The organism is Roseobacter sp., assembly GCF_024639605.1.
Taxonomy (GTDB): Bacteria; Pseudomonadota; Alphaproteobacteria; order Rhodobacterales; family Rhodobacteraceae; genus Roseobacter.
Genome location: NZ_JAHEHZ010000193.1, coordinates 1 through 5313, shown reverse-complemented (window position 1 = coordinate 5313; position 5313 = coordinate 1). Strand labels below are relative to the sequence as shown.

Here is a 5313-nt window from a genome sequence, read left to right as displayed (position 1 = left end):
GAACCGCATCCTGCTGAAAAACCACTTCCTGCCCGGCGATGTTGAAGCCCGGATCACGGCCTTTGTCGATGACTTCAACTATCAGCGCTATCACGAGAGCATCAACAACGTCACACCCGCTGATGTTTACTTCGGGCGCGACAAAGCCATTTTACAGCAACACATAAGGATCAAACAAAAGACAATCGAAGCCCGCCGCTTGCATCACCGCAAACACGCCGCATAATCAAACCAATAGGATGAGCCAAACTCTCTCTTAGTTCAGGCCGCCATTGGTTCCGAAAAACCTGACGACGGACAATGGTGTCCGCGCCACTGGTGGATTGCAAAATGACGCTGTCACAAAGCGGCTTCAGTCTTCATTTGCCTCGCTCAGAACCTTTTTCGCCACCCGAAAGCATTCAAGAGCCTGCGGGACCCCGCAGTAAATGCCGATGACATGGATGATCGCGCGGATCTCGTCCTGACTGACGCCATTTCGAAGAGCGCCCCGGCAGTGGATTTCCCATTCGGTCATTTTCCCCAGAGCACCGATCATTGCCAGATTCATCATTGAGCGGGTCTTTGCGTCGATCACATCATCCCCCCACCCGAAACCCCAGCACCATGCGGTCATTGCTTCCTGAAAAGGTCGGGTAAAATCATCCGCTGCGGCAAGGTTCCTGTCCACATAATCCGCGCCCAGCGTCGCCTTGCGTTGCTCAAGCCCCTTCAGAAACAGGTCCTCATCAAATTTACTCATCTGCTCTCCTTTCAGCATTGCTCAGCAGCATCCCTTCTGAACGCATTTCACAGGTGTAACACGTCATTTATTTCCCGCGTGTCCGGTAGTCCGGCTACCTTTGCGTCTTTTTTCATCCAAACCAGAAGGCGGCGCTTAGATGCGCCTGCATACGGCGCGGGGGCCTCGTGACGGTGCGAACCACTCCGCCTGGGACTTTTCAGCATCGAACGGCTCTGCGGGGCAAGTCGCTGTATGCAATTCCCGGAACCAGCCGCGCACCAGCAAGCCTCCCTCGTTCCGGGATGACATCATCCGGCGCTCAGGACAGGAGCACACCCGCAAAGAACTCCTCGATTTCCGCACTACCGGTGACCGGCACCACGAGACTGACGTACTGGTCGGGACGCACAACAATCGCCGCGCCTCGTTCGCGATCAATACCGCGCATATCAAAAATATCGCCGCGTTCCGGATCCGGGCAGAATACCTTTTCGTAATCGGTGAGGCCAAATGACCCTTTCCGCGGTACCAGAAGGTCGGGCAGCGTTGAGACGTCTGTGCACAGGTGCGGGCTCTGAAAGACCGCACGTACATCAATTACCGCGTCAGGGTCCGCTCCGGATGGCGAGACACGGTCCGCCAGGTCCCTGAGCTTCAGGCACATGGCACCGACCTCGCCCTCTGCAGTGCCCGTATCGGATTGCGGCGCGAAAATAATAAGCCGCCAGCGCCCGTCGGCCTTCAATGCGTGACCGAGTTGCATTGGTTTTGCATCCGCCAGCCGGATCACGGGGGCGGAGTGAAAACGCATCCCGACCCCGTAACCGGTCGCGAGGCTCTGATGGTGCGTGTCACCGGTAATCAACGAAGGGCCATAGCAGGTTTCGACCCCGGCAGTGTAGCGCCCGTGTTTCCTGAAATAAGCCTGAAAGCGCGCCGGATCCTGCCCGGTTTCCGGTTTTTCGCTGAACAGACGCGCCATATCGCGATCGAAATCAATGAGTTCCTGCGCTTTCGCGCGACGCTCTGCGCAATAGGTGTCGAGCAGTGCAGCAGGCGACTGCCCCCGCAGTACTGCGGCCAGTTTCCAGCCAAGATTGAAAGCGTCGGCCATGGAAACGTTCATGCCCTGCCCCGCCTTGGGGCTGTGCGTGTGGCAGGCGTCGCCGGCGATAAAAATGCGCGGTGTCTGCGCGCCCTGCCCGGTGGTTCCGGCATCATCAAAGCTATCACAGACGCGCTGCCCGATCTCATAGGCGGACCACCATGCCACGGAGGCCACGTCAAATTCAAACGGCGCAAGTATGCGGCGCGCCTTGTCAATCAGCTCGTCCGGGGTGACGCCACGATCAGACGCGCGTTCATCAGGACCCAGAGCATCCAGCTCAATATAGAGGCGGACCATATAGCCGCCTTCACGCGGTATGATCAGGATGCTGCCCTGATCCGCAGACTGGATTGCGCATTTCAGCCGGATATCGGCAAAGTTCGTCCGTACCAGCACATCCATCACGCCCCAGAGTTGCCGTGCGGAACGGCCCCTCAGGGCAAGGCCCAGTTCGGAGCGCACGGTGCTGCGTGCCCCGTCACAGCCAACGACATATCGCGCCCGGATCGTTTCAGTCTCTGCGGGCCGGCCCGTCCGTGCCAGTATCGCCGTGACCGGGAACTGATGTCTGTCATCGCGTTCAAGCGAGAGCAGTTCACGGTCATAATCTGGCACCAGACGGCGCGCCGAATTTGCCATGATCTGCAGATAAAAATCATGGATGCGCGCCTGGCTCAGGATGATATGCGGCATTTCAGACAGGTCATCTTCGACATCTGTGATACGGTCGGCGCGCGTCAGCGTCGTGCCATCGGGACCGGGTCGCCAGAAACTCACCTCATTGACCTGGTAGCCTTCTTTAATCACGCGGTCGGCAAACCCAAAGGCTTCGAACATCTCAACCGAGCGGCAGGCAATACCGTCGGCCTGCCCGACTTCAAGGGGTCCGGGCCGGCGTTCGACGATCCGCACGGAAATATCCCCGAGCAGGCTGAGTTGTGCGGCCAGCGTAAGCCCCGCCGGCCCGCATCCGACAATCAGCACGTCAACAGCGTCGCGCGCGTCTTTGCGAGCGGCCGGCACGCGGGACGGATCACCTGCGCGGAACCCTTCAAGGTGATACTGCATATCCAGGCCTCCTGCGCCGGTCCGCTGCCTTTGAACCGGGCTGCTGAATACAGATACGGCAAAACACAGCCGGCAGGCAATCAGGTGTCATTCTGCGCAACCAGTGGTCCGGCCGCCGAGCGGGCGCGCTGCATCCGGCGGGCGCCTTGTCGCCATTGAAAAGTGGACAGGGGCAAGGCCGCTTCATATTGTCCGGACAGTCAGACAACTGCGGGGACAGCGTGCCGGGATCAAAGGATCACAGAAAGCTTGCTGCAATTCTTGCAGCGGATGTGGTCCGGTACTCGCTCCTGATGGCCGGTGACGAAGCCGGAACCCACGCCCGTCTGAAAGAGGTCCTCGCCTGCGTCTTCAGGCCTGCCGTCAGACGTCACGGCGGCCGGATATTTAAGCTGATGGGTGACGGTGCTCTGGTTGAATTTGCGAGCGTCAACGATGCGGTGAACTGCGCCGTGGAAATACAGTCGCTGATGGCGGAAAGACAGAACGCGGTGACCCCTGAAGAAGCGATCAGAATGCGGATCGGGATCAGCCTAGGCGATGTTATCGTTGATGGCGCGGATCTCTTTGGCAACGGCGTGAACCTCGCAGCCCGCATGGAAAGCCTCGCCGAACCGGATACGATCTGCATTTCCGGTAACGTCCGCGAACACATCAGTGACAGCGCAGAATTCACCATTGCCGGGCTCGGCCCCTGCCACGTTAAAAACATCCCCTCCCCGGTGGATGTGTTTCAGATCGCACTTGCTCAGAGGGGTGAGGTGCAGACCAGCGCACCGGCGGACATCGAGCAGCAGATCCGGTTCTGCACGACGCCGGATGGTGTCCGCATCGCCTTTGCCACAGCCGGGAGCGGCCCGCCCGTCGTTTCGGTTTCAAACTGGCTCACGCACCTTGAACTTGATTTCCACATCCCGATGCGCCGGGCCCTCAATACTCTGCTGACGCCTGACCATCAGGTCGTGCGGTACGATGCGCGCGGAAGCGGTCTGTCTGACCGGGAGATTGCTGATTTCTCCCTGGATGCCTCTGTTCGGGATCTGGCGAGCGTGATTGCTGCGCTCGGGCACGACAGCGTATCGCTGATCGGTCAGTCTCAGGGCGCGGCGATCGCTGCGGCTTTTTCCGCGCGTTATCCCGACAGAGTGAACAAGCTTGTACTCTGCGGCGGATATGCCCGGGGACGCAGGATGCGCGGCTCGGAAGGTCAGATAGCCGAAAGCGACGCCTTTATCACCATGATCAGGGAGGGCTGGGGCAAGGAGCTTGATGCATATGTGCGAATGTTCGGCGCGTTCTTTATGCCCGATGCCAGCGCCGAGCAATTGTCGGGCTTCACCCGGTTGCAAAGAAGCGCCACACCACCTGAAAATGCAGCGAGCATTCAGCTGGCAATCGACAGTATCGATATCTCTGAAGAGTTGCAGAACGTCAAAGCGCCTGCCCTTGTATTTCATGTACGCGACGATGCACGCGCACCCTTTGAGGAAGGCAGGAAAATGGCCGCGAGCATACCGGGTGCCAGGTTCATACCGCTCGAAGGGCGTAACCATGTGATGCTGGACAGTGATCCTTGTCTGAAGCGGTTTCTGCAGGAAGTGTCAGACTTTCTGAAGGACTGAGAGGACCATCCGTCCTGATGCCCGGACGGGCGGCCGGCAGTGCCGGCAATCGGTCCGCGAGCACGGCGATTGTTCCCTGCGGATCGACACCCGCCAGCATCAGGACGCAGGCTTATGCAGCGGTCTCTGCCCTCAGCACACCAAAGAACCACTGCTTCTGCGGCGCGATGATGGCAGCCGTGTCAGGCGTCTTTTGAGATTGGTTGGAACACGCATCATGCAGCCGCCCCGGGCGACGTCCGGGTGAGCGCAGGTGCGATTTTTACCGGCGCCCCGGCAAAAGCCCGCGTCCGGCGCAGGTCAGGCGGAAAGGTGCCGAAAAGCGGTCCCACCATAGAATTCACCGCACCACGACAGTTTCGGCCTGCGCTCTGAAAAATTATGACGACCTGGCTCTCTCCGGCAAATGACTTCAGTCTGGTCGTCCAGAGCGCTACGAGCATCGCAAATCTGCCCGCGCCACTGACTTTGCTATGCGTTGCAGCACCGGGCGGCAGGCACCCCGCGCCAAAATTGCCCCCATTACGGCACCGGCGTTTTCTGCTCCGTCCGGCGGCATCCGCGCCGCATGCGACATCCGGCGCGTGCGGTCTGGGATCCGAAATGGCCGATCGGGGGGACGTTGCCGGCAAAAATAACATGCCTGCCATTATCCGGCAGCGTTTCGACAGCGCATAGCTTCAGCAGTGTCCGGTTGACAAACCCACGCGAAAAACCATCACAAACAGCGTGATGCATGGCGACCGTAAAGCGCGAGCACTCACAGGCATAAGCACGCAAAGACGTGCATT

Annotated in this window: 3 protein-coding genes and 1 pseudogene; 2 read left to right on the top strand and 2 right to left on the bottom strand. The window is 59.4% G+C overall.

Annotated elements, in window-relative coordinates:
* Positions 1-226: pseudogene (locus Q0M35_RS17105) on the top strand (IS3 family transposase); the annotation flags it as partial.
* A 126-nt stretch (positions 227-352) separates the two neighbouring features.
* On the opposite strand, the gene Q0M35_RS17100 reads toward Q0M35_RS17105, so the two are convergent.
* Both Q0M35_RS17100 and Q0M35_RS17095 read right to left on the bottom strand, forming a co-directional pair.
* Positions 353-742, bottom strand: coding sequence for a carboxymuconolactone decarboxylase family protein (locus tag Q0M35_RS17100; RefSeq protein WP_295317472.1), 390 nt, complete (start codon positions 740-742; stop codon positions 353-355).
* A 301-nt stretch (positions 743-1043) separates the two neighbouring features.
* Complete coding sequence (locus tag Q0M35_RS17095; protein WP_295317471.1) at positions 1044-2900, bottom strand: FAD-dependent monooxygenase; 1857 nt, start codon at positions 2898-2900, stop codon at positions 1044-1046.
* Between the two features lie 188 nt (positions 2901-3088).
* Between Q0M35_RS17095 and Q0M35_RS17090 the strand changes: the two genes are divergently transcribed.
* Positions 3089-4522 carry an alpha/beta fold hydrolase gene (locus Q0M35_RS17090; RefSeq protein WP_295317470.1) on the top strand — a complete coding sequence of 478 codons (1434 nt, stop codon included), beginning with the start codon at positions 3089-3091 and terminating at the stop codon, positions 4520-4522.
* Positions 4523-5313 lie beyond the last annotated feature (791 nt).